Below are 22960 nucleotides of genomic sequence, written 5' to 3'. Positions count from 1 at the left end.
TTAGCTCACGCTGAGAATTATTATCAATAACTCCTAGAGCGCACGCAGAGCGGTGTTCAGCGCTTCTTCCAGGCTGGCCTTGTAGCGCAGGTAATGCACCACCGAAGGCTGGCGGTCGCCCAGCAGGGCGGAAAGATCCAGGTCGGTGATGTAGCAGGGATAGCGTTCTGCTTCGCTGCGCAGGGTGAGGATATGCCGAGCCACGTTGCTGAACAGGCTGCCGCCGTATTCGAGTTCGCAGAATTCCCGGTGATTGCAGTACAGGCTGATGTAGGCGCGCTGGCCGCTGCCGGGTTCGACGATCGCCTGCACATCGTAGAAAGGCTGGCTGACTTGAGTCAGCGGCGCAGGGCGTGGCTCCAGATGCTGGACGCGTAACGGCGCGGCAGGTTGTAACTGCTGATAGATGATCTCCAGTGGCGCCTGTGGGCTTTCCAGAGCGAGCGCGGCATTACGCCGATACAGCAGCGACTGCAGGAACCGTTGCAGGGGCGCCAGCAGGCTGGCCTCGTCATGGAACGGCGCCGAGGTGCGCCACACTGCGCCATGCTCGTCGAGCACGGTGATCTGCGCTTGGGTGTGCGTTTCATGCAGGCGGTAGAACACCTGAACGCAGCCGGGCTTGCCAGCGCTGAGGATCAGCGCCAAGTCTTCACCTTCCAGCACGTTGCGGTCGAGCCGTATCGGGTTGTACTCGGCGCGATCCTGGGCCAGGTGTTCGAGCAGGACGGGCAGATCCTCGAGGGTGGTGTGACGAACCTGGCCCGGCGTCAGTTCGAGCAGGTGATAGTGCCGGGCGACCTGCAGCAGATAACGCGGGCGTGCCTTGCTGTCGAGGTTGCTGATCAGCTCGCGCAGCAGTTCCTCGGTGCGTTCGGCAATGGCACTCGCCCTGTTGCGGCAAAAGCACTGCACGCGTAGTTCGGGTCGTTCACCCTCGGCCGGGAGTGCGTTGAGCAGATCAGTCAGGCAGTCGAGCAGCGCGTTCGGGCCTTCATAGCGCTCGACCATCAGTTCATGCCAGCTGTTGAGCGTGATTCGGTCGAGGGTCAGCACCAGGTTCTCGCGCACCCCTGAGTAGCTCAGGGGGTCCGTGCGCTCGCTGGTCATGTGCACGTTCATCTGGCTGTGCTGCTTGAGCGGGTCGAGTCCCACGTTGATCAGCAGAAGCTCCTGGATGGGCCGACGAGCACGCGCAAGAACACGTTCCGGCACGCTGCCTAGCGGCATGGGTAACGCCTGCGTCAGGCAGCTGAGCAGGTGATTGAGTTCGAATTCACCAAGGTCACTCTCACCGGGGTGCAGCGAAAGGTGTGTACCGCTGTCGATTACCCCGTTGCGGTGGCACCATGCGAGCAATTCGACCAGGCTGCGAGCTTGCCGCAAGGGCGCGAAATCCTGCCATTCGTGAGCGCCAAGGTTGCCGTTGAACAACGCCCAGCGCTCTGCCCTGGGTGTTGGGCAGTGCACCAGCGTCAGCGTGTCTTCGCCGAGGTCCGGGGCAATCCCGGGGTTGATGAACTCGACCTTGCCGGCGCGTCGCTCGAAGGCTGCATACAAGCGCCGCCCGAGTAGCGCCAGTTCGCGGCTTTCGGGTGGCACGTCGCCGGCTTGGCTGCCCGCAAAGGAGGAGAGAAATCGGTAGCTGTAATTGAGCTCGTTGACCAGCGCCTGTCGCTCCACACTGACTTGGCGCACCTTCCACTGGCTGCGGCTGTCGAGCATCGCCAACTGTCGCTCGCTCCATCGCCATTCACGGGTCAGGCGTTCGAGTAATAGGCGCTGCCAGCTTTTGGCGCGGTTGCGCGGCGGTTTGCTGATTTTCTTGTTGACCTTCAAATACAGGCAGCGGCGCATCAACTCCAGGCGCTCGGGCTCATTGCGCGCCTGCAGATAGTCCTCCAGCCGTCTATATATGATGATGTAGGGGTCAAGCTCATCGAGGTCCAGTTGGCCGTCGTATACCGACTGCTTGAAACGCAGCGACAGACACTCCACTCGCGGATGCTCGCTGGCATAAACCTCGGTAAGCAGCAGCTTGAGCGCCGACTTGTACGGAGATTCGATGCCCTTGAACAGCTGCCACATGCCGGCGCCAATGAATTCTCCACAGGGCACGTGTGCGAGATGGCCGAGGTCGAGAACCTCCTCGGTACGGATGAAACGCTTGCCCAGCAACACCCCGGTCACCTGCTCGTAGCGATGCTCATCGACTGCGGGCACCAGCCACCAGAGTGGTATGCGGCCGCCCAGCCAGATTGCCGTACGGTAGAACTCGTCGAGCAGCAGGACGTGTTGCGTGCTGCCGCAGTCATCCGAAGTCAGCCGGGCCTCGCGCTCTCTAGAACGAAAGCGCTGCGGGTCAATGAGGAAAAAGTGCGCTTCGGTGCCCTGGCTGGCGGCCCAGTCTTGCAGCAGGTCGCACTTGCGGCGCAACTCGCCACGCGCGGCTTCACTGAGGTTGCTGGCGTGGCAGACCCAGAAGTCCATGTCGCTCTGTTCGGCCTGCGCCACGGTACCGAGGCTGCCCATCAGAAACACACCATGGATTGGCGTAGGCGCCGGGCCACGGGCTGGCTTGTAGCCGAACGAACGGGTCAGGCGCTGGGCTTCGACGAGCAGTTCTGCGCTTGGCTCGAAGCCACTAAGGCCGGCCGGCGTCTGTGCGGACACGTAGCCGGGTAGCAGGGGATGGTTGACGTGAAACAGCAGCGGCAACAGCGTCAGTACCCGTTGCTGGCGGCTCGACAAGGCCTGCATGGCGCGCAGCTGACGGCCCTGATTGACACGCAGGAAGCGGGCGCGCAACTGCGTCAGCACCTTGCGGTCGATGCCGTCGTCGATATTCGGTCGCAAGGGCAGGTGGCGCGTCATGCTCGGGCTCGGCCAGGTGATGAGCAAGACTACCGTCGTGCCGGGCGGTGTCGCAATCGTTCAGTGGGAAGAGCCTACCGTCTTCGCAGCGGTAGGCGTCGGGTCGATATCAAGCGGGTTGCGGGGTGGTAAGAATGGCCCGCAGGCTCTGTGCATGTTCGGCGGCTTCATGACCAAGGCGGGTCAGGTAGCCGCCATCGGCGAGGCTGATCAGCCCTTTATCATGCAGGCGCTTGGCAGCTGCGACTGCGGCGGGAGCGGCATCGTGGTGGATCTTCAAACCCTCCTGACCATTGCCCAGGTTGAACAGCAAAAGTATTTCCAGTTCGGCGACCAATTCGGCGGTAAAGACCATGATGACTCCTGCCTGTCGTTGTCGTGCACGGCGTCGGCCGTGGGCTGCGGGGTGTCTGGCGCCCCGCAGACGAAGTGTAGTCAAGCCGGCGTCAGTTCGCCGGGCTGTGCTGCCATTGGTTGAGAATCTGTTGATAACGGCCATTGCCGTGGATGGTCTGCATGCCGCGCTCGAAGCGCCCCAGCAACTCGCTGGCGTTGGTGTGGTGGCGGGAAAAGCTCAGGTACAGCGAAGGACGATGCAGGGTGGCAACTGGTACGAACTGATCTTGCAGCACCGGGTTTTCTTCGAACAGCGCCTGAGCGGTGCCGCGGTAAGCGGCAACGAAGTCGACGCGGCCATGCTGCAGCATGAGAAAGCCGCTTAGGTCTCGGCGCACCGGTACGCGGATCACCTGCTCGTCGTTATCCAGACGTGGACCGTATTCGTAGCCGATGGTGACAGCGACTTTGCGCCCGCCTAAGTGCTCAGGATTCGGCGTTGGGTTGCTCTTCAGCGCCCAGAGCAGGATGTCGTCACTGAACAGCGGTTCGTGAGGAATCAGGAAATCGCTGTCGATGCGCTTGTCGGGCGAGGTGTTGAAGCAGGCCGCCAGCTGCCCGTCGTGGGCCATTTGCATGCAACGCGAGTAGGGGTAGGGCACCAGTTCGATCAGCGTGCCACTCGCAGCAAAGGCTGCCTTGACGATATCTACCGACATGCCCTGAACCTTGCCGTCGCGGTACGCCGTGTAGGGGTACCAATCGTCTTCGGCGCCGATGCGCAGGGGTTCCTCGCTCCGCGCACTAGCGCTCGCCGCGATCAGCAGCGCCAGGCAAAAACGGATAGAGGTCGAATGGCGCATCCGTAACTATCCACGCGGTTTGTCGGCACACCTTAGCAGTACACCACGTACGCGAGAAGGCGGCCGACTGTCGCTGTCGTCGACTCAGCTTTCGTCTGGCAGTGTCGGCAGCGCGCGCAGTGCTTGTTCATAGCCTTCGGCATCGAACGGGCGGTCTTCGCGCAACATGACGTCCACTTCGTGGGCCAGCACCATGGCCATCATCTGGACGATTTCCTCGCGCTCGTAACCGACCAGCGTCAGCTTGTTGAGCACCGACTGGGCGAACGCCGGCTCGCCTGATTCCAGCTGATTTTCGATGGCTTGAACCAGCGTGTTCTCGGTGAAGGCTTCGTCGTCGTGCTCGTCGGCAGTGCTCATGGTGCAGGTCCATGTGGCTGGAAAGAGCCTTCAGTTTGCCAGCCAGCCTGCGTGCTGGCCATGCAAATGCCGTTTCGTCCGTAATGATCCTATAATGTGGGAGTTTGTTTCGCATATTGAGAATTGCGAAAAACCCGATTAGAGTCCATCGCCAGGAGAGTCCAATGCCCGATAAAAACAACAATCACGCACCCACGGGTGCCCAGGCGCTGTTCAGGGGCCTGGCTGTAATCGACGCCGTTGCCCAGGGTGCCAGCAGCCTGGTCGACATCGGCGCGACCATCGGCTGCACGCGCAGCACTACCCATCGGCTGATCGCCGCATTGGTGCAGGCAGGTTATCTGCGCGCCATCGGTGGCAGTAACGGTGGCTATCAGCTCGGTCCCAAACTCATCGAGCTGGGCTACAAAGCCCGCGCACAGATGCCACTGGCGAACGTGGCGCGCCCCCATCTGGAAGCGCTGGCGCGGCTCACGCAAGACACCGTGCACCTCGGCGTGCGCGACGACGGCGATGTGCTCTACATCGAGAAGCTGCCGAGCAGTCGCGGCCTGGAGATGCGTTCGCGAATCGGCCTGCGCATGCCACTGGCACTGACCGGCATTGGCAAGTCGCTGATGCTTGATCTGCCTGAAGCGCAGTGGCGGGACCTCTACGAGCAGGGCTTGCAGCGCCGCGCTGGGCAGTCCGGTCTGCGCGAAGAATTCACCGCGTGGGAAGACTTCCGCAGCCTGATGAACCGCTATGCCGAAGGCGGTTTCAGTTTTGATCTGGAAGAGAACGAACTCGGCGTGCGCTGCGTCGCCGCGCCGGTGCGCGATGCCAGTGGGCAGATTGTCGCCGCGCTGAGTGTTGCCAGCGCGATCCCTTATATGCCGGAAGCCCGGCTGCACGAGTTGCGCCCGGATGTGACGGCGTGTGCCATGGCCATTTCCCATGAATTGGGCTGGAGTGCCTCATGACCGAACGCTGCGCGCCGACGCTGATTGCCCTCGACTGGGGCACCTCATCGCTACGAGCCTATCTGCTGGGTGACGGCGGTCAGGTCTTGGCTACCCTGCACCGGCCCTGGGGCATCCAGCACACCCCCGACGGCGACTTCGCCCGCGCCTATGCGGAGCTGGTCGGTGACTGGTGCCAGAAATGGCCGGGCCTGCCGGCGCTGGCGTGCGGCATGATCGGCAGCCGCCAAGGCTGGCGCGAAGTGCCTTACGCACGTTGCCCCGCTACGGCGAACGATCTGGTCGATGGGCTGCTGGCGCTAGATACCGCCTGCGGTACCTTGCATCTGGTGCCAGGTGTGCTCGACGCCAGCGCGCTGCCCAACGTGATTCGCGGCGAAGAAACCCAAGTATTCGGCGCCCTGCAACTGGCGCCCGAGCTATGCGACAACACCTTGCTGGTATTGCCCGGGACCCACAGCAAATGGGTGACGGTGCGCGACGGCGCGATCAGTCACTTCGCTACGCACATGACCGGTGAGCTGTTCGCGGTGCTGCGTGACCATTCGATTCTCGGCCGCCCGGCACGTGAACAGGGCAGTGAACGCAGCGACGACGCGTTCTATCGCGGCCTCGACGCGGCCCGAGACAGCGCCGCTGAAGGCGTATCCGCTCGCCTGTTCAGCACCCGTAGCTTGTTGCTCACCGGGCGCCTGACCGCGGCCGAAAGCCTGGACTACCTATCCGGCCTGTTGATTGGTGAGGAGCTGCGCAGCGTGCTCGCCGGCCTCGTCGGTGGCGTCTGCCCACCGTTGGTACTGATTGGCGATGCACAGCTGTGCGAGCGCTATCGCCTGGCCCTGCTGCGCTTCGGCGTCACTTCAGTGCGCACCTTGGAAAACGCCGGAGTCGCTGGCCTCTGGCACCTGGCCGGCGCCGCCGGCCTGGTCAACGTGATGCCCACCCCTACATCGAGGAATGCTTTGCATGTCTGATTCCTATCTGCAGCAATTGCCGCTGATTGCCATCCTGCGCGGTGTTACGCCCCAGGAGATCGTGCCCGTCGGCCTGGCATTGTATGAAGCCGGCTTCCGCTTGATCGAGATTCCGCTCAATTCCCCGCAACCGTTGCAGAGCATCCGTTTGCTGGCCGCCGAGCTGGGGGATAACGCCCTGGTTGGCGCTGGCACTGTGCTCAGCACCGGGCAGGTCGAGGAAGTGGCCCAGGCCGGTGGGCGGCTGATCGTATCGCCCAACTGCAACCCCGAGGTGATCCGCGCCACACGCCGCGCTGGGCTGTTCAGCTCGCCGGGTGTCGCCACGCCGAGCGAAGGCTTCGCCGCGCTTGAGGCCGGTGCGCAGGTGCTCAAGCTGTTTCCTGCCGAGCAGTTCAACCCGTCGATCGTCAAGGCCTGGCGCGCGGTGTTCTCGCGAGATATCGCCTTGCTGCCGGTTGGTGGCATTACGCCCGCCGGTATGGCCGCCTACGTCGACGCGGGCGCCAGTGGCTTCGGGCTCGGTTCGGCGCTGTACAAGCCGGGCATGAGCGCCGCCGACGTGGGCGAAAACGGCAAGGCCTTCGTGGCCGCCTGGAGGGCAACACAACACTGAGATTCGCTGCACCCGATCAACATGACAGCCGTACTCGACAATAATAAAAGGAGAGCTCGTTATGCTCATTAACCATGCACCCCGCATGTCGCAGTCTTCCACCCTCGGCAAACTGCTGAGCCGCGCCGGCTGCAAGCTGGCCGCACTGACCCTGGCGCTAGGCCTAGCAATGCCAGCGATGGCCGCTGAATGGCCGAGCCGACCGGTTAGCATCATCGTGCCTGCGGGCGCCGGCGGCGGTTCCGATGGCACCGCGCGGATCCTGTCCAAGTACCTCAAGCAGGAGCTTGGCCAGCAGTTCAATGTGATCAACCTGGGGCAGGGCGGTGGCGTCGTCGGCCTCCAGAAGATCATCAGCTCCAAGGCTGACGGCTACACCCTGGGCATCCTGTTCAACTACGCCCACTACAAGGAGATGGGCCAGGCCGATTTCAAGGCCAGCGACTTCACGCCCATCGGCCAGTACAACTTCGACCTGGCCGGTTTTCAGGTCAATACCGATTCGCCCTTCACCAGCCTGCGCCAGGCGCTCGATGCACTGAAAGCCGACCCTGCCAAGTACACCATTGCCTGCGCTGGCGGTTGCGGTGGCTCCTGGCCGATGGCCGTGGCCGGGCTGCTCGACGCCTGGCAGGTCGACCTGCAGAAAGTCCGCATGATCCCGGGGCAGGGCGCCGCTGCGGCGATGCAGGACCTGGCGGCCGGTGGCGTCGACTTCGTGCCGTGCTCGCTGCCCGAGGCCGACGCGCTGCTGCGCTCGAACAAGGTGCGCAGCCTGGCGGTGTTCGGCTCCGAGCGTCAGGCCGCCTACCCGGACGTGCCGACCCTGAAAGAAGAAACCGGACTGGATCTGGAGCTGGGCTCGTTTCGTGCTCTGGTGGCGCCTGCCGGCCTGCCGGATGACATCAAGGTCAAGCTCGAAACGACCTTGGAGAAAATCTACAACGACCCCGAATGGCGCAAGGAAATGGAAGCCCGTGGCTTCCGTCCGCAGTGGCGCAATGCCGAAGCCTTCGGGCAGTACCTGGAACAGCACACCCGGGACGTTCAGGCCCTGATCGGCAAGCTCAATCCTTAACCGGCGCAGCCGCCCGCGCCCGCGGGCGGTGTTGCTGATCGACAGGAGCGCACAGCATGAAATTCAGCGACATCACCCTCGGGGTGCTCTTCACTCTGCTCGGGCTGGGTGTTCTGTTGCACGGCCAGCAGATGAAAACCTCGCCGTTCTTCCAATACGGCGCCGGCTTCTTTCCGTCGATCATCGGCAGCCTGCTGGCGGTCTGTGGCGCGATCCTGTTGATCAAGGGCATGCGCCTGGCGCTGGCCCAGCAAAGCGGCTTCTGGCTGGTACAAGCCGGGCCCTGGCTGCGTGATCGCGAGCGGGTAGTCAACATCGTGCTGGTGCCGCTGCTGGTCGCGGTGTTCATCGCCGTGGTCGAACACGCCGGCTTCCTGGTTTGCGGTGTGCTGCTGATCGGCGTGCTCTGCCAGCGCTTCAGTGGCCGCCCACTGCTGTCTTGGGTCACCGCGATACTGGTCACGCTGTTTCTCTACCTGTTTTTTCAGCAGGTGATGAGCGTGCAATTGCCCATGGGCTTTCTCACCGGCTACCTGGGAGGCTGATCGTGGAAGCGATAATCAATGCATTCGGCATGGTCATGACCTTCGAAGTCCTGGCAGTGATGGTGATCGCCGCGCTGTACGGGTTGTTCGTCGGTGCCATTCCCGGCCTCACTGCCAGCATGGCGGTGGCGCTGATGGTGCCGGTGACCTTTTTCATGGACCCGGTGCCGGCGATTGCCGCCATTGTCACCATGGCCGCCATGGCGATCTTCTCCGGTGACCTGCCGGCGGTTTACATGCGCATGCCCGGCACTCCGGCCTCCGCTGCTTACACCGAGCCCTGCTATGGCCTGTCGCAGCGCGGCCTGGGTGAGTACGCACTGAGCATGAGTGCGGTGAGCTCGGCCATCGGTGGCAGCGTGGGCGTGTTGGCGCTGATTCTCTGCGCCCCGTTTCTTGCCGAATTTGCCCTCAACTTCAGCTCGTTCGAATATTTCTGGCTGGCCTGTATGGGCCTGACGGCCGCCATTGCGGTGTCCGACAGTTCACCCGTCAAAGGCGCCGTGTCGCTGTTGCTCGGTTTGCTGGTGGCCAGCGTCGGGTTGGACCCGGTATCCGGCGAGTCGCGCTTCACCTTCGGCAATGCCGATCTGCTCGGCGGCCTGGGGTTCATTCCGGTGATCATCGGTCTGTTCGCCGTCGCGGAAATCCTGCGTTTCTGCACTCGTAACAGCCGCACCGGCAACTCCCGACAGGCCGCGTTGGTGCCGCAGAAACCCATGCTGCTGCAGGCGCTGCGCGACATCTTCAAATACAAGGCTGGCGTTGTTCAGGGTTCGTTCGTGGGGGTGCTGGTGGGCATTTTGCCGGGCGCTGGCGCTGATGTGGCGGCGTACATTTCCTATGCAATGTCCAAGCGCGCCGCGGCCAAGCGGCCTACCGAGGACGAGATCAACATGGCCAAGATCGTCCCGGCCACGGCGGCCAACAACGCGGCGGTGGGTGGCAGTTTCATTCCGGCCACTGTGTTCGGCATTCCCGGCGACTCGCTCACCGCGATCGTGATTGGCGTGCTGTTCATGAAGGGGCTGAATCCGGGACCGACGATCTTTACCGAAAACGCCGACATGATCAACGCGGTGTTCCTGGCGTTCCTGCTCGCCAACATCCTGCTGATTCCGTTCGGGTTCCTCGCTATCAAGCTGTTCAAACGGGTGCTGCAGGTGCCGCAGAGCATGCTCATGCCGGTGATCCTCGCGTTCTCCATGGTCGGTGCCTTCGCGGTGGAAAACACCCTGTTCGCCATCGTCATCATTCTTGCCTTCGGCATCATCGGTTTCTTCATGGAAGAGAACGGTTTTCCGCTGGCACCAATGATTCTCGGCATCGTCCTCGGGCCGATGCTCGAGGAAACGTTCATCACCTCGATGATGCGTGCCCAGGGCGACCTGATGGTGTTCTTCGAACGCCCGGTCTCGCTGGCGCTGGCCATCATTACCCTGTCTTTGTGGATGCTGCCGGTGCTGTTGCGCCTGCTCAAGCGCCGTGCCGGTATCACCCCTGAATCCCCTGCTCATCGTAAAGAGGAATGCACCCTATGACGTTCAACGACCTGCGCGGCAAGCGCGTTCTAATCACCGGTTCTACCCTCGGTATCGGCCTGGCCACTGCCCGCGCCTTCGCCAAGCTGGGCGCCCACGTTGGCATCACCGCACGCAACACGCCGGCCAACCTCGATACGCTGCTCAGCGAGCTGTCGGCCGATGGCGGCCAGGCCGCGTTCTTCGCCGGCGACCTCGGCAAGACCGAGGCCTGTGTGGCCACCGTCGCGGCATTCGTCGAGCGCTTCGGCGGCATCGATGTGCTGATCAACAACGCCGGGGCGCTGCTGGAACGTCGTGGCCTGGAAAGCATCGACGATGCCTTCTTCGACGCCATGACCGACGTCAACCTGCGTTCGGCGCTGATGGTCACTCGCGAGGCCATTCCCCATCTGCGCGCATCGGCCGAGGCCAGCGGGCAGAGCGCCGCGGTGATCACCACCGGCTCGATCGCCGCCCACGGTGGCGGTGGTCCGGGTGCCAGCCTGTACGCGGCAGCCAAGGCCTGGCTGCATAACATCCAGCGCAACTGGGTGCGGGAGTTCACCCCAGCCAACATCCGTTTCAATATCGTCTCACCCGGTACCGTGGACACCGCATTCCACGCCGACAAGGACGAGGCCGCGCGCGCGGCAGTAAGCACCACCATTCCGATGGGCCGTTTTGGCACCCCGGACGAGATGGCGCCGTCTTACCTGTTCCTTGCGTCACACGCCTGCAGCGGCTACATCACCGGCCAGGTGCTCGACGTCAACGGCGGGCAGGCCATGCCATGAGCATGCCTGTCGCATTGGCCCCCGGCGTGCTGAGCTACGGTGCGCCGATTGGCCTGGAGCAGGCGCAGCATGTCGCAGCGGCTGCGCAGCGTGAGGCTCAGGCCAATGGCTGGCCGATGGTGATTGCCGTGGCCGACAGCGGCGGCCACCTAGTGCTGCTGCACAAGCTCGATGAAGCGGCGCTGGGCAGTGTCGACGTGGCGATCAAGAAGGCTTCCACGGCGGCCCTGTTCAAGCGCTCGACCAAGGGCTTCGAGGAAACCCTGGCCACCGGTGGAGCGGCGTTGCGGCTGCTGTCGATGCACAACGCCATTCTGCTCGAAGGAGGCGTACCGCTGGTGCAGGACGGCAAGGTCATCGGCGCCATCGGCGTATCGGGCATGCATCCTACTCAGGACGGGCAGGTGGCGCTGGCCGGCGCGGCCGCGCTCGGCTGACAGAGCGCCCGCGCATGCAACGTGCGCGGGCTAGCTTGCTCAAGCGCGGTTGGCGATTTTCTGCAGGTTTTCGTGGATCTTGAACAGCACTATCATCAGCTCGCACCAGATGCGCGCGCCGATGGCGCCGCCGATCAGGGTGCCGAGGCCGCCGAGAAAACTGCCGTAACCACTGAACATCATGCCCAGGCCGCTGACTGCCACGCTGAGCAGCAACAGCCAGTAGACGAAGGTGATGATTTTCGGGGTGAGCATCGCGTCGAAGAAGAACAGGTTCTTCATGGTGTAACTCCAGTCCATGGTAGGGATACCCGGGCGGTAGAGGCTACCGCATGCGGCGCAGTGAGCGCCCGAGGCGGGCGCAGAGTAGCAGCCCAGAGCGGCCGCAGCCAGCCGCCAGGAAAAGCCCATGGCAAAGCTCCATGAATGGAGTTAGCGTGCTCCTTCCAGCGGTGTTTCGCCGGTCTCTTCAGAGGATACCTATCCATGCTCAGACTTCACGGTTTCGCGGTCAGTAACTACTACAACATGGTCAAGCTCGCCCTGCTGGAAAAGGGCATGCCGTTCGAGGAGGCCACTGTTTACGCGTCCCGTGACGAGGCATTTCTTGCCATCAGCCCGCGAGGCAAGGTGCCGGTGCTGCAGTGCGAGGTGGGCTATATCAGCGAGACATCGGCGATTCTCGAGTATGTTGAGAGCCTGGGCCAGGGTCCTGCCTTGCTGCCAGGAGGAGCCTTTGAGCAGGCGCGGGTTCGCGAGCTTGCCAAGCACATCGAGCTGTATATCGAGTTGCCTGCGCGAGCCTGCTATGCGCAGGCATTTTTCGGCATGCAGGTCGATGCGGCAATTCTGGCTAAAAGCCGCGAAGAGCTGCTTGCCGGTGTCGATTCGCTCAAGCGTCTGGGGCGTTTTGCGCCCTATGTGGCAGGTGATAGCCTGACGCTGGCCGATCTGTATTTTCTGTATAGCATCGACCTGGCGGCCGGCGTCGCCCACAAGCTGTTCGAGATCGACCTGCTGGCCGATTTGCCACAAGCCCGAGCGCTGCTCGAACGTTTCGCCGGCAACCCCAACGTGCAGCGTATTGCGGTCGACAAGGACGCGGCGATGGGGCCGTTCATGGCCCACATGCAGGCGCGTTTCAAGGGCTGATCAGCCAGCGGCGAACTGGCTCAGGGCGTCTCCGGTCAGGCGGTAGCCGATCCACTCGTTCTGCGGCTTGGCGCCGATGGAATCATAGAAGTCGATGGCCGGCGTGTTCCAGTCCAGCACTGACCACTCGAAGCGACCGCAACCACGCGCCACCGCCAGTTTGGCCAGGTGGCGCAGCAGCGCCTTGCCGGCACCGACACCGCGCTGCTCTGGAGTGATGTACAAGTCTTCTAGGTACAGGCCGTGCTTACCCAGCCAGGTCGAGTAGTTGAAGAAGTACACCGCGTAGCCGATGGGCTCGCCATCCAACTCGCAGATCAGGCCGTGGGCGGTGGTTCCGTCGGCGAACAGGCTGTTCTCGATGCCGGCGACGTCGGTTTTGACTTCATGCTCGGCCTTTTCATAGATGGCCAGGTCGGTAATGAAACGCAGGATCAGAGCGGCGTCTTCGCGCACTGCAGGGCGGATATTCAAGGGCATTACGGCAGACTCTCAAACAGGATTTAACGGGGTGGCAGGCTCGCCAGAAAGGCGTCGATGGCCTGTGATGATTGCAGGCGCAGATACCGGCACGATGGCGGCGCGTTGCGCATTTCCTCGGCGTAGCGCTGTCGGTACACCGGGTGGCGCGTCCAGGACCAGGCCAGAATGGATTGGTGCGGATCGAGCCTGAATAAGTTGCTCCAGCGTTCGCGGTTGCCATTCCATAATTCTTCCCGGCAGGCCAGGCGTCGCAGGGTGCGCCAGATCACCTGGCGCATCACTTTATGGCGTGGCAGATCCAGCCAGATGACCATGTCCGAACGCTCACGCACCAGCGGGCGCACGGCTGAATAATTGCCCTCTGCGATCCAACCATCGCCCTGCAACGCATCACGGGTCGCCTGCTGAAATTGCTCGATGGGAAGCGGTTGCCAGCCCGGCTGGTGGAACAGTGCATCCAGCTCCACATGCCGATAACCGAGCTGCTGCGCCAGGCGGCGCGACAGCGTGGTCTTGCCGGCGCCCGAGCAGCCGACCACCGAGATGCAGCGGCCGGGTGCGGTCACCGCGACGCGAGCAGGGTCTTGCCGCGTGCCACGGCAGCGCGTACCTGATTGGGTGCGGTGCCGCCAATATGGTCGCGGGCGTTGACCGAGCCTTCCAGAGTCAGCACGGCGAACACATCTTGCTCAATCTGATCGCTGAACTGGCGCAGCTCTTCCAGGCTCATTTCTGCCAGGTCCTTGCCGGTGTCCACGCCGTATTTCACCGCATGGCCGACGATTTCGTGGCAGTCACGGAATGGCAGGCCACGGCGTACCAAGTAGTCAGCCAGGTCGGTCGCGGTTGAGAAGCCGCGCAGCGCCGCTTCACGCATGATGGCGTGCTTGGGTTTGATCGCCGGGATCATGTCGGCGAAGGCACGCAGCGAATCGCGCAGCGTGTCGGCGGCGTCGAACAGCGGTTCCTTGTCTTCCTGGTTGTCCTTGTTGTAGGCCAGCGGCTGGCCTTTCATCAGGGTCAGCAGGCCGGTCAGGGCGCCGAACACGCGGCCGGTCTTGCCACGCACCAGCTCGGGTACGTCGGGATTTTTCTTCTGCGGCATGATCGAGGAGCCGGTGCAGAAACGATCCGGCAGATCGATGAACTGGAACTGCGCGCTGGTCCACAGCACCAGCTCTTCCGAGAAGCGCGACAGGTGCATCATCGCCACGGCGGCAGCGGCGCAGAATTCGATGGCGAAGTCGCGATCCGACACGCCGTCCAGCGAGTTGCCACCCACGGCGTCGAAGCCCAGCAGTTCGGCGGTGATTTCACGCTGGATCGGGTAGGTAGTGCCGGCCAGTGCGGCGCTGCCCAAGGGCATGCGGTTGGTGCGCTTGCGGCAGTCGACCAGGCGTTCGTAATCGCGGCTGAGCATTTCGAACCAGGCCAGCAGGTGATGGCCGAAGGTCACCGGTTGTGCGGTCTGCAAATGGGTGAAGCCGGGCATGATGGTCTCGGCTTCACGCTCGGCCTGCTCGAGCAGACCCTGCTGCAGGCGGGTGATCTCGGCGAGGATGATGTCGATCTCATCGCGCAGCCACAGGCGGATGTCGGTGGCCACCTGGTCGTTACGCGAGCGGCCAGTGTGTAATTTCTTGCCAGTCACGCCAATGCGGTCGGTAAGGCGCGCCTCGATGTTCATGTGCACGTCTTCCAGGTCGACGCGCCAGTCAAACTGGCCGGCCTCGATCTCGGCCTGTATCTGCTTCAGGCCGTCAATGATCGCGTCGCGCTCGGCGTCGGTCAGCACGCCGGCTTTGGCCAGCATGGTGGCATGGGCGATGGAGCCCATGATGTCGTGACGGTAAAGGCGCTTGTCGAATTCCACCGAGGCGGTGAAGCGGGCGACGAAGGCATCGACGGGCTCGCTGAAGCGGCCGCCCCAGGACTGATTGGTTTTTTCGTTGCTCATGAGTGGGCTCGGCTGTAGGCAGGTGCAGACGGGCCGGAAGCTTCCGGCACGACGGAAATTTGCGCTGATGATAACAGACGTGGCTGTCCAGGCAGCGGGCCGGACGAGTGCTGCCTCGATCACAATTTCACGCGCTATTACGCGTTTCAGCGGCGTTTATCACTCACTTGCGCTCACCCCCGCTTGCCGGCGTTCTTGCGTGCGCGGACACTGCGGCAATGAACAAGACTCGCAAGACCTCGCCCATCATTGCGGCCAACGATTTCTTCGTGCCGGAACTGTGCCAGCCCGAAGCGCTGCTCAGCACCGTGCTGCTCGCCGAGCTGCTGGTGTTCGTGTTGGTGCTGGCTGAACCGATGCTTCCGGCCTTCGATTGGGTCCGCCTGGCGCTGACATCGCTGTTCGTGCAGTGGATCGTGCTCTTGTCCTCGGCGCTGCTGTGTCGCTTGCGCCCTCTATTGGCGAAGCTTCCCGCAATGTGGGCAGGTGCGGCCTGTTGTGCGCTGGTCGTCGGCCTGACGTTGGGCTGCACCGCCGTCGCCGAGTATTACGACCTTGGCGGCCCGCTGCAGCGCGACGGCGAAGTGAATCTGTACCTGCGTCATGCGCTGATCAGTCTGATCATGTCGGCACTGCTGTTGCGTTATTTCTACCTGCAAAGCCAGTGGCGGCGCCAGGAGCAGGCTGAGTTGCGAGCGCGCATCGAATCGCTGCAGGCACGGATCCGCCCGCATTTCCTGTTCAACAGTTTGAACAGCATCGCGAGCCTGGTTGTCACAGACTCAGGCAAGGCAGAACAGGCCGTTTTGGATTTATCCGACCTGTTCCGGGCAAGCCTGGCCAGGCCCGGTAGCCTCGTAAGCTGGAGCGAGGAGCTGGAGCTGGCCCGCCGCTATTTGTCGATCGAGCATTACCGGCTCGGCGAGCGGCTACAGTTGCAGTGGGATGTAGACGATGTACCCGCTGATTTACCCATTCCCCAGCTGACCTTACAACCGTTGCTGGAGAATGCCTTGATCTATGGAATCCAGCCGCGAATCGAGGGGGGACTGGTGCAGATCACAGCCAATTACAGCGATGGCATATTCCATCTGATTGTTAGCAATCCTTATCAGGACGGCGAGCAGCGGTCCTCTCGCGGAACTCATCAGGCGCTGGCCAATATTGATGCTCGTCTTTCGGCGCTGTTCGGGCCGCAAGCCAGCCTCAGCGTAGAGCGCCGCGATGGTCGACACTACACCCGTCTACGCTATCCATGTGCGAGACCCACGCAGGAAGCCAGAGCACTATGAATGTCTTGATCGTCGATGACGAACCCCTTGCCCGCGAGCGTTTAGGCCGGATGGTCTCTGCGCTGGAGGGTTACCGTGTTGTCGAGCCCTCAGCGAGCAACGGCGAAGAGGCCCTGGCTCTGGTCGAAAGCCTTCGGCCTGATGTGGTGCTGCTCGATATTCGCATGCCTGGGCTCGACGGCCTGCAGGCGGCTGCTCGGCTCTGCGAACGCGAAGCACCACCCGCCGTGATCTTCTGCACCGCCCACGATGAATTCGCCGTTGAGGCGTTTCAGGTTAGTGCGGTGGGTTATCTGGTCAAGCCGGTGCGGCCGGAACACTTGGAGGATGCACTTAAAAAAGCCGAGCGCCTCAACCGCGTACAGCTGGCCGCATTGACACGACCGGCAGCGGAAAGCGGCGTCGGCCCGCGCAGCCATATCAGCGCACGGACCCGCAAGGGCATCGAGTTGATCCCCTTGGATCACGTCATCTACTTCATCGCCGACCATAAATACGTCACCCTGCGCCATGAGGGCGGGGAGGTGTTGCTCGACGAGCCGTTGAAGGCGTTGGAGGATGAGTTCGGTGATCGTTTCGTGCGTATTCACCGTAATGCATTGGTTGCCCGCGAACGCATCGAGCGCTTGCAGCGTACGCCGCTTGGGCACTTCCAGCTCTATCTTAAAGGTCTCAATGGCGATGCGCTGGTCGTTAGCCGCCGTCATGTGGCAGGTGTGCGCAAGCTGATGAACCACATCTAGGTTTGCTGCCTGCGTTACGCCTTTCGGATGCTCCAAAAAGCCGGTTTGGAATGCGCTTTTACCGTTGGTAAATCGCATGTCCACTCCGGCTTTTTATTGCCTGATCGGCTAATCGGGCGAGTGCGCTAGCAAGCACCACCGCCGCTCCTGGTAGGGCGAAGCGTCGCAGGCGGCTGCGGGCTGGCACCTCGATAGCCTGTTATCATCGGCGACAGTTCGTTTTCTGGAATTGTCCCATGCTCCGCGAAATTCGCATCGCTACCCGCAAAAGCGCCTTGGCCCTGTGGCAGGCCGAACATGTCAAAGCGCGTCTTGAACAGGCCCATCCCGGCCTGTCGGTGAGCCTGGTGCCGATGGTCAGCCGTGGCGATAAATTGCTCGATGCGCCACTCGCGAAAATCGGCGGCAAGGGATTGTTCGTCAAAGAGCTGGAAACTGCGTTGCTGGAGAACGAGGCCGACATCGCCGTGCATTCGATGAAGGATGTGCCGATGGATTTCCCCGAAGGCCTGGGTCTGTTCTGCATCTGCGAGCGCGAAGACCCGCGTGATGCCTTCGTCTCCAATCATTTCGAGAGCATCGACGCGCTTCCGGCCGGAAGTGTGGTGGGCACCTCGAGCCTGCGTCGGCAAGCGCAACTGCTGGCGCGCCGGCCCGACCTGAAGATTCAGTTTCTGCGTGGCAACGTCAATACGCGCCTGGCCAAGCTGGACGCTGGCGAGTATGACGCCATCATTCTCGCCGCCGCCGGTTTGATCCGTCTGGGTTTTGAGTCGCGTATCCGTGACTCGATTGGCGCCGAGCACAGTCTTCCGGCGGGCGGGCAGGGCGCGGTCGGTATCGAATGCCGGGTTGCCGACAGCGAATTGCACGCGCTGCTCGCGCCGCTCAATCACCCTGAAACGGCGTCTCGAGTTACCGCCGAGCGGGCCTTGAACAAGCACCTCAACGGCGGCTGCCAGGTGCCTATCGCTTGCTATGCGATTCACGAAGGCGAGCAACTGTGGCTACGCGGCCTGGTCGGCGAGCCCGATGGCAGCCGTCTGCTGCGTGCTGAGCAACGCGCTGCGGTAGAAGATGCCGAGCGCCTGGGCATCGAGGTGGCCGAAGCGTTGCTGGCCCAGGGCGCAGGTGAGATTTTGAAAGCCATCTACGGCGAGGCCAGCGTCGAGTGAGCGGCTGGCGGCTGCTGCTGACGCGTCCTGAGCAGGAATGCCAAACGCTGTCCTCGGCGCTCGCCAGTGAAGGCATTCACAGCGCCTGTCTGCCCCTGCTGGGCATCGAAGCGCTGCCAGAAACACCGCAGCAGAGCGCGCTGATCTGCGACCTGCACCGCTACACGGCGGTGATTGTGGTCAGCAAGCCAGCTGCTCGTCTGGGTCTGGAGCTGCTCGATCGCTACTGGCCGCAGCCGCTCGGCGACCAGCCCTGGTTCAGTGTTGGCGCCGGCACCGGACAGATTCTTGCCGATTACGGCTTACCGGTTTTCTGGCCCAGCAAAGGCGACGACAGTGAGGCATTGCTGGACCTGCCCGAGCTGCAGGCGCCGTTGCGCGACGCGTTGTTCCCCCGCGTATTGATCATTCGCGGCGAAGACGGGCGTACCCTGCTCGCCGAACGCTTGCAGAGCCAGGGCGTGGAGGTCGATCATCTAGCCGTCTACCGTCGCGTACTGCCGAGTTACCCTGCCGGCGCGTTGCAGCAGCTATTACAGGTGGAACGCTTGAATGGGCTGGTGGTCAGCAGTGGGCAGGGCCTGACGCATCTGCGCCAATTGGCGGCGGATGACTGGCTACAGCTGGCGCAGCTACCCTTGTTCGTGCCCAGCCCGCGGGTCGCCCAAATGGCGCGCGAGCTGGGTGCGCTGAATGTTGTGGATTGCCGTGGTGCAGATACCCCGGCGTTGTTGGCGGCCTTGCGTGCGCAGGCTTCGCCCGACTCTTGAAGCAAAGGATGGATACGTGAGCGAAGCGACTACCCCGAAAGAGCAGGAGCAGCCTGTACAACCCGCCCTCAAGTCTCCGGTCGCCGGCGAAACCAGGCCCGCCTCACGGGGTTCTGCATTGGCGGCCGTGGCGCTGCTGGTCGGCGCGATCGGAGTCGGTGTAGGCGGTTGGAGCGCCTGGCAATTGCGCGCGCTGCAAAGCGATGCACAGCAGCAGGCGAGTCAGCTCGAGCAGGCACGCAGCCAGGCTGCTGCACTGTCGCAGCGTACCGAAAGCCTCAATGGCCGTTTCGAGCAACTGCCGACTGTGCAGGAGCTGGAAGAACGTCGCCGGCTGGTCGCCCAACTGCAGGGTGATCAGCAACTGCTCAACCAGCGTCTGGAAACCGTGCTCGGCGCCAGCCGGCAGGACTGGCGACTCGCCGAGGCCGAGCACTTGCTGCGCCTGGCCAGCCTGCGTCTCTCTGCGTTGCAGGACACCAGCAGCGCCACAGCACTGGTGCAGGCGGCCGACGAGATTCTGCGTGATCAGGATGACCCAGCCGCATTCGCTGCTCGCGAGCAGTTGGCGAAGAGCCTGGAAACCTTGCGCTCCACTGACAACCCGGACCGCACCGGCCTGTTCCTGCAGCTTGGCGCATTGCGCGAGCAGGCGTCGCAGCTCAGCTCGCTGAATCCGAAATTCGTTGCCGACGGCGGCGTGTTGGGTGAAATGGCTGCAGAAAGCGAGCCCGGCACCTGGTGGGGCCACAGCCTGCAGACGTTGTCGCAGTATTTCCGCCTCGACTTCAATGCCGACCAGAACGTTCGTCCGCTGCTCGCCGGGCAGAGCCTGACTCAAGTGAGATTGGCCTTGAGCCTGGCGCTCGAGCAGGCGCAATGGGCGGCGTTACACGGCGAGACTCAGGTGTATCGTCAGGCGCTGCAACAGGCCGGCGAAGTACTGGACGCTAACTTCAATCGTGACAATCCGGACAGCCGCGCTCTGCGCACACGTGTCGCCGAGCTGGTCGACAAGCCTATCGAAGTCGAAGTGCCCGAGCTGAGCGAGTCGCTCAATGCCGTACAGGCCTATATCGAACACAAGCAGTCGGCGCGTGAGCGCCTGAAGGACGCACCGAGCGACGGGGCTGGCGATGATCAGGAGGAGCGCCCATGAAGCGCGTCTACCTGCTGTTGCTCGCCGTGTTGGTGATCGGTGGCCTGGCGTTGCTGGGGCTGGCCATTTCCGAACACAAGGGCTACGTGCTGTTCGCTTATCAGGGGTTTCGCTACGAATCGACACTCTGGGCATTCGTGCTGCTGATTGTGGCGGTGTGCCTGGCATTCTGGCTGTTGCGCCTGGTCATTCGCGCGCTGCTCACCTCGTTGGGTTTGGTTAATCCCTGGTCGCGTTTGCACCGTGAGCGCCGGGTGCGTAGCGCGTCCGAGCATGGCTTTCAGGAGCTGATCGAAGGTCGCTGGGCGAAGGCGCAGACGCACCTGAGCCGAATAGCTCGTAACGAGCCACGCCCGCTGATTCACTACCTCGGCGCAGCGCGCGCTGCGAACAATCTTGAGCATTACGAGGAAAGCGATGCGTTGCTGGCCGAGGCGCTGGAGCGCCAGCCTAGCGCTGAGCTGGCTATCGCCTTGACCCATGCCGAATTGCAGCTGGCGCGCGGCGAGATCGACACGGCTCAGGACACCCTGCTGGTCATGCAGGAGCGTCATCCGCGTAACCCGCAGGTGCTGCGTCAGCTGCAGCAGCTCTACGTGATACGTGGCGATTGGCAGGCGCTGCTCAAACTGCTGCCGACATTGCGCAAGGAAAAGGCGTTGGTGCCGGCTGAGCTGATGGCGTTGGAGCGCCGTGCCTGGCGCGAGTACCTGACGGGCATCGATCTGCACGGCGCCGATGACAGTGCCTTGCCGTCTCTGGCGCAAGCATGGGAGCGGCTGTCGCCCAACTTGCGCGGCGAGCCTGAATTGCTCGCTGTCTACGCGGAGCGGCTACGTGTACTGGGCGCCGAGCCTGGTGCGGAGGAGCTGCTCAACAAGGCACTGAACCGCGACTACGACAGCCGTCTGGCGCGTCTTTATGGTCTGCTGCGTGGCCGTGACTCAGCGCGCCAATTGCAGGCTGCCGAGGGCTGGTTGAAGCAGCACCCCAGTGATGCGGGTTTGTTGCTGACCTTGGGCCGGCTGAGCCTGCACAACCAACTGTGGGGCAAGGCGCGTGAGTATTTTGAAACCAGCCTGACCTTCGAGCGCCACCCGGAAACCTGTGCCGAGTTGGCGCGGCTGCTCGCTCAGTTGGGTGATGTGGAACGCAGTAACCGCTTGTTTCAGGAAGGGCTGGGGCTGCTGGACCATCGTTTGAGTGGGCAGGTCGCTGTGGTGCCTGCCGTCAAGCCGCAGCCAGTGCGGCCAGAGAGCTGATCGGGATCTGATCGAGAGTGCGCTGCCACGCGTGAGCCGGGAGCGCCAAAGAGGCGTTTTTCCGGCTCCGTCTGGCGGGTATTATCGGGGTGGAAATGAGTGTTCGGACTGCCGGGGCGAATCATGCTAGTGTCGGGGTTCGGCTGCACGTTCAAGGGGTGATGCGTGACGCTTCGTCGTTATCGGGTTGAGCGAGTCTCACACCGAAACGGCAGCAGGGAAGTGCTGCCATTTGGCGATTAGCCAGCTTCCGATTCGGGGCATTGAAGATTCGCTGAACGACAGCCGTTGCCCGGATGCCTACATGACAGACCGTTAAGGGAAGGAGAGCGCCATGCTCGAGAGTTGCCAGAATGCGCAGGAGCGATGGGGCGGTGTACACCTGCTGATTGATCGCTGGCTGCAGGAGCGCGCGGAGCTGATCAAAGCCTACGCCGCCATTGACGATGTGAGCGACAAGATCCTCATGCAGCGATTTTGCGAAATCCTCGTCGATTATGTGTCTGCTGGGCATTTCGAGGTTTATCAGCAGCTCACCGACGAAGCTCGGGCATTCGATGATCAGCGCGGTCTCGAACTGGCCAAGCAGATCTATCCGCGTATCGAAGTGATCACCGAGGCTGCACTGGCTTTCAATGATCGCTGTGACGCGGGAGACTGCGGCGATACCGAAGCAGTGAGCGCCGAGCTCACGCGTCTTGGTCAGATGCTTCACGAGCGCTTCGAGCTCGAGGATTGTCTGATCGAAGTGCTGCACACTGCCCACCAGCAGCAGGCCACCGCCGCGGTGGTATGACATTCAACGCCGCGATTACTCGCGGCGTTTTTGTATGGCTCTTGCGCTTGCTCAAGCGTGCGTGATGCGCTTTGCGCAGGTGCTTGCAAAGTGCCTCTAGCGGGCGCCAATTCGCACGTCTAGTATGGCTCCATCTCATCCGCCAGGAGGCGCGTCATGTCGGCCACGAAGAACGTGAAAAAGAAGTCGGTCACTACCCCATTGCATTTGCTGCAACAGCTGTCCGGAAGTTTGCTTGAGCATCTCGAAAGTGCTTGCTCGCAAGCGTTGGTAGACGCTGAAAAAGTACTCGCCAAACTCGAGAAGCAGCGCGGCGGTGCTCAGGAAAAGCTGCACAAGGCGCGCGGTAAGCTGCAAGCCACTGTGAGTGCAGGCAAAGCCAAGGCGCAAGCGAAAGCCAAGTCCGCTGTCGATGAGCTGGAAGGCGTGCTGGACGCCCTGCAGGCTCGCCAGAGCGAGACCCGCCAGTACATCGTGCAGCTCAAGCGTGACGCGCAGGAAAGCCTGAAGTTGGCCCAGGGCGTCGGCAAGGTCCGCGAAGCCGCCAACAAGGCTCTGGTTAGCCGCAGCAAGGCCGACGCCAAGCCGGTTGCCAAGACTGCTGCGAAGCCAGCTGCTCCTAAGCCTGCAGCTAAAGTCGCTGCCGCCAAGCCAGTTGCCAGAACCGCCGCGAAATCATCCACAGCCAAGCCAGCTGCCAAAGCGGTCGCGAAACCTGCCGTTGCCAAGCCGGCCGCCAAAGCTGCTGCGAAACCCGCTGCTGCCAAGCCAGCCGCTAAAGCTGTTGCGAAACCGGCTGCTGCCAAGCC

25 protein-coding genes are annotated in these 22960 nt (G+C 62.6%); 17 read left to right on the top strand and 8 right to left on the bottom strand.

What is annotated here, in order from left to right:
• Positions 1-33: 33 nt before the first annotated feature.
• From BLS60_RS09110 to BLS60_RS09095, 4 genes are all read right to left on the bottom strand, one after another.
• The gene (locus tag BLS60_RS09110) at positions 34-2874 is read right to left on the bottom strand and encodes a class I adenylate cyclase (RefSeq protein ID WP_092367123.1); all 2841 of its coding nucleotides are present in this window, start codon (positions 2872-2874) and stop codon (positions 34-36) included.
• A 109-nt stretch (positions 2875-2983) separates the two neighbouring features.
• On the bottom strand, positions 2984-3229 hold the full coding sequence (locus BLS60_RS09105) for a TIGR02647 family protein (protein WP_070880279.1): 246 nt from the start codon (positions 3227-3229) through the stop codon (positions 2984-2986).
• Positions 3230-3320: 91 nt separating this feature from the next.
• On the bottom strand, positions 3321-4073 hold the full coding sequence (locus BLS60_RS09100) for a substrate-binding periplasmic protein (RefSeq protein WP_092367120.1): 753 nt from the start codon (positions 4071-4073) through the stop codon (positions 3321-3323).
• 84 nt (positions 4074-4157) lie between these two features.
• Complete coding sequence (locus tag BLS60_RS09095; RefSeq protein ID WP_070880277.1) at positions 4158-4433, bottom strand: hypothetical protein; 276 nt, start codon at positions 4431-4433, stop codon at positions 4158-4160.
• Positions 4434-4597: 164 nt separating this feature from the next.
• Here BLS60_RS09095 and BLS60_RS09090 point away from each other — a divergent pair, with 164 nt between their 5' ends.
• The 8 genes from BLS60_RS09090 to BLS60_RS09055 all read left to right on the top strand — a co-directional run bounded on the left by BLS60_RS09090 (position 4598) and on the right by BLS60_RS09055 (position 11362).
• Positions 4598-5395, top strand: a complete 798-nt coding sequence (locus tag BLS60_RS09090) for an IclR family transcriptional regulator (RefSeq protein ID WP_092367118.1) — start codon at positions 4598-4600, stop codon at positions 5393-5395.
• Positions 5392-6369, top strand: coding sequence for a 2-dehydro-3-deoxygalactonokinase (locus BLS60_RS09085; protein WP_092367115.1), 978 nt, complete (start codon positions 5392-5394; stop codon positions 6367-6369). Before BLS60_RS09090 ends, BLS60_RS09085 begins: the two co-directional genes overlap by 4 nt.
• On the top strand, positions 6362-6985 hold the full coding sequence (locus BLS60_RS09080; RefSeq protein WP_092367113.1) for a 2-dehydro-3-deoxy-6-phosphogalactonate aldolase: 624 nt from the start codon (positions 6362-6364) through the stop codon (positions 6983-6985). The genes BLS60_RS09085 and BLS60_RS09080 overlap by 8 nt, the downstream gene beginning before the upstream one ends.
• A 61-nt stretch (positions 6986-7046) precedes the next feature.
• Positions 7047-8063, top strand: a complete 1017-nt coding sequence (locus BLS60_RS09075; protein ID WP_092367112.1) for a Bug family tripartite tricarboxylate transporter substrate binding protein — start codon at positions 7047-7049, stop codon at positions 8061-8063.
• Positions 8064-8119: 56 nt separating this feature from the next.
• On the top strand, positions 8120-8608 hold the full coding sequence (locus tag BLS60_RS09070; protein WP_092367111.1) for a tripartite tricarboxylate transporter TctB family protein: 489 nt from the start codon (positions 8120-8122) through the stop codon (positions 8606-8608).
• A gap of 2 nt (positions 8609-8610) precedes the next feature.
• Positions 8611-10149, top strand: coding sequence for a tripartite tricarboxylate transporter permease (locus BLS60_RS09065; RefSeq protein WP_244153387.1), 1539 nt, complete (start codon positions 8611-8613; stop codon positions 10147-10149).
• On the top strand, positions 10146-10925 hold the full coding sequence (locus BLS60_RS09060) for an SDR family NAD(P)-dependent oxidoreductase (protein ID WP_092367110.1): 780 nt from the start codon (positions 10146-10148) through the stop codon (positions 10923-10925). Before BLS60_RS09065 ends, BLS60_RS09060 begins: the two co-directional genes overlap by 4 nt.
• A complete protein-coding gene (locus BLS60_RS09055; protein ID WP_092367108.1) occupies positions 10922-11362 on the top strand; it encodes a GlcG/HbpS family heme-binding protein in 441 nt (146 codons plus the stop codon). Before BLS60_RS09060 ends, BLS60_RS09055 begins: the two co-directional genes overlap by 4 nt.
• Positions 11363-11401: 39 nt before the next feature.
• Here the strand turns inward: BLS60_RS09055 and BLS60_RS09050 are convergent, their stop codons facing one another.
• Entirely contained in the window at positions 11402-11773 is a 372-nt protein-coding gene (locus BLS60_RS09050; RefSeq protein ID WP_244153386.1) for a DUF4282 domain-containing protein, read from the bottom strand.
• A gap of 75 nt (positions 11774-11848) precedes the next feature.
• Here BLS60_RS09050 and BLS60_RS09045 point away from each other — a divergent pair, with 75 nt between their 5' ends.
• Complete coding sequence (locus tag BLS60_RS09045) at positions 11849-12514, top strand: glutathione S-transferase family protein (RefSeq protein ID WP_092367106.1); 666 nt, start codon at positions 11849-11851, stop codon at positions 12512-12514.
• Here the strand turns inward: BLS60_RS09045 and BLS60_RS09040 are convergent, their stop codons facing one another.
• The 3 genes from BLS60_RS09040 to argH are packed head-to-tail and all read right to left on the bottom strand — an operon-like array spanning position 12515 to position 14954.
• Positions 12515-12994: a GNAT family N-acetyltransferase gene (locus BLS60_RS09040; protein WP_092367103.1), complete on the bottom strand. Its 480-nt coding sequence runs from the start codon at positions 12992-12994 to the stop codon at positions 12515-12517. It lies immediately after the preceding gene.
• A 23-nt stretch (positions 12995-13017) separates the two neighbouring features.
• Positions 13018-13563, bottom strand: coding sequence for an AAA family ATPase (locus tag BLS60_RS09035; protein WP_092367101.1), 546 nt, complete (start codon positions 13561-13563; stop codon positions 13018-13020).
• Positions 13560-14954, bottom strand: a complete 1395-nt coding sequence (argH, locus tag BLS60_RS09030; RefSeq protein WP_092367099.1) for an argininosuccinate lyase — start codon at positions 14952-14954, stop codon at positions 13560-13562. Before argH ends, BLS60_RS09035 begins: the two co-directional genes overlap by 4 nt.
• A gap of 218 nt (positions 14955-15172) precedes the next feature.
• On the opposite strand from argH, the gene BLS60_RS09025 reads away from it, so the two are divergent.
• The 8 genes from BLS60_RS09025 to BLS60_RS21630 form a co-directional block, all read left to right on the top strand.
• Positions 15173-16246, top strand: a complete 1074-nt coding sequence (locus BLS60_RS09025; protein WP_092367097.1) for a sensor histidine kinase — start codon at positions 15173-15175, stop codon at positions 16244-16246.
• Entirely contained in the window at positions 16243-16989 is a 747-nt protein-coding gene (locus BLS60_RS09020) for a LytR/AlgR family response regulator transcription factor (protein ID WP_070880268.1), read from the top strand. The genes BLS60_RS09025 and BLS60_RS09020 overlap by 4 nt, the downstream gene beginning before the upstream one ends.
• Positions 16990-17225: 236 nt before the next feature.
• Positions 17226-18164 (top strand): hydroxymethylbilane synthase, encoded by a 939-nt coding sequence (gene hemC, locus BLS60_RS09015; RefSeq protein WP_070880267.1) that lies wholly within the window; start codon positions 17226-17228, stop codon positions 18162-18164.
• On the top strand, positions 18161-18934 hold the full coding sequence (locus BLS60_RS09010; protein WP_092367094.1) for a uroporphyrinogen-III synthase: 774 nt from the start codon (positions 18161-18163) through the stop codon (positions 18932-18934). Before hemC ends, BLS60_RS09010 begins: the two co-directional genes overlap by 4 nt.
• Before the next feature lie 16 nt (positions 18935-18950).
• Positions 18951-20093, top strand: coding sequence for a uroporphyrinogen-III C-methyltransferase (locus BLS60_RS09005; protein WP_092367092.1), 1143 nt, complete (start codon positions 18951-18953; stop codon positions 20091-20093).
• On the top strand, positions 20090-21355 hold the full coding sequence (locus BLS60_RS09000; RefSeq protein ID WP_092367081.1) for a heme biosynthesis HemY N-terminal domain-containing protein: 1266 nt from the start codon (positions 20090-20092) through the stop codon (positions 21353-21355). The genes BLS60_RS09005 and BLS60_RS09000 overlap by 4 nt, the downstream gene beginning before the upstream one ends.
• Positions 21356-21689: 334 nt before the next feature.
• Positions 21690-22151 carry an Rsd/AlgQ family anti-sigma factor gene (locus BLS60_RS08995; RefSeq protein ID WP_070880263.1) on the top strand — a complete coding sequence of 154 codons (462 nt, stop codon included), beginning with the start codon at positions 21690-21692 and terminating at the stop codon, positions 22149-22151.
• A 156-nt stretch (positions 22152-22307) separates the two neighbouring features.
• The coding region (locus BLS60_RS21630) for an AlgP family protein (protein ID WP_244153393.1) at positions 22308-22960 on the top strand (653 nt) is incomplete at its 3' end.

It is taken from the genome of Phytopseudomonas seleniipraecipitans (assembly GCF_900102335.1).
Lineage (GTDB): Bacteria > Pseudomonadota > Gammaproteobacteria > Pseudomonadales > Pseudomonadaceae > Aquipseudomonas > Aquipseudomonas seleniipraecipitans.
The sequence above is the reverse complement of the archived record's forward strand: the minus strand, read 5'-3'. Positions and strand labels throughout refer to the sequence as shown.